At 56.2% G+C, this 416-nt stretch carries 1 protein-coding gene; it reads left to right on the top strand.

All coding sequences use genetic code 11. The features are described 5' to 3' along the window. A partial coding sequence (locus D7Y13_RS43815; RefSeq protein WP_147452751.1) for a DUF4132 domain-containing protein occupies positions 1 to 416 on the top strand: 416 nt, incomplete at both ends.

Below are 416 nucleotides of genomic sequence, written 5' to 3' on the forward strand. Positions count from 1 at the left end.
ACAGTCAGGCTGTGACGCCAATTCGATCGAGCGCCAGAATTGCCCATCCCCACGATTTGCTGATCACGCAGGAGTGGCATCTGTGGCAGCAAGATTGCTTTGCGAGCGATGGCTTCGCCTCCTCTGGGCGCGTTCAGCCGTTCAAGCAAATCTTTCGCGAACTGTACGTTCCCACAGCCGCCGAACAGCAAGAATCTGGTTCTCGTCGCTATGAAGGTCATCAGGTCAATCCGAAACAGGCACTGGCGCTGTGGGGTCAGCGCGGCTGGGTGACTGCTCCTGAAGAAGGCGTCCGGCGCACCTTTCACGCCGAAGGACTGATTGCTGAAGTCGATTTTGTCAATGGATTCTACACCCCGCTCGAAATTGAAGGACTGACGATCGCCCATGTCAGCTTTTACCGTCGTGACGACTGG

It is taken from the genome of Corallococcus praedator (assembly GCF_003612125.1).
GTDB classification, from domain to species: Bacteria; Myxococcota; Myxococcia; order Myxococcales; family Myxococcaceae; genus Corallococcus; species Corallococcus praedator.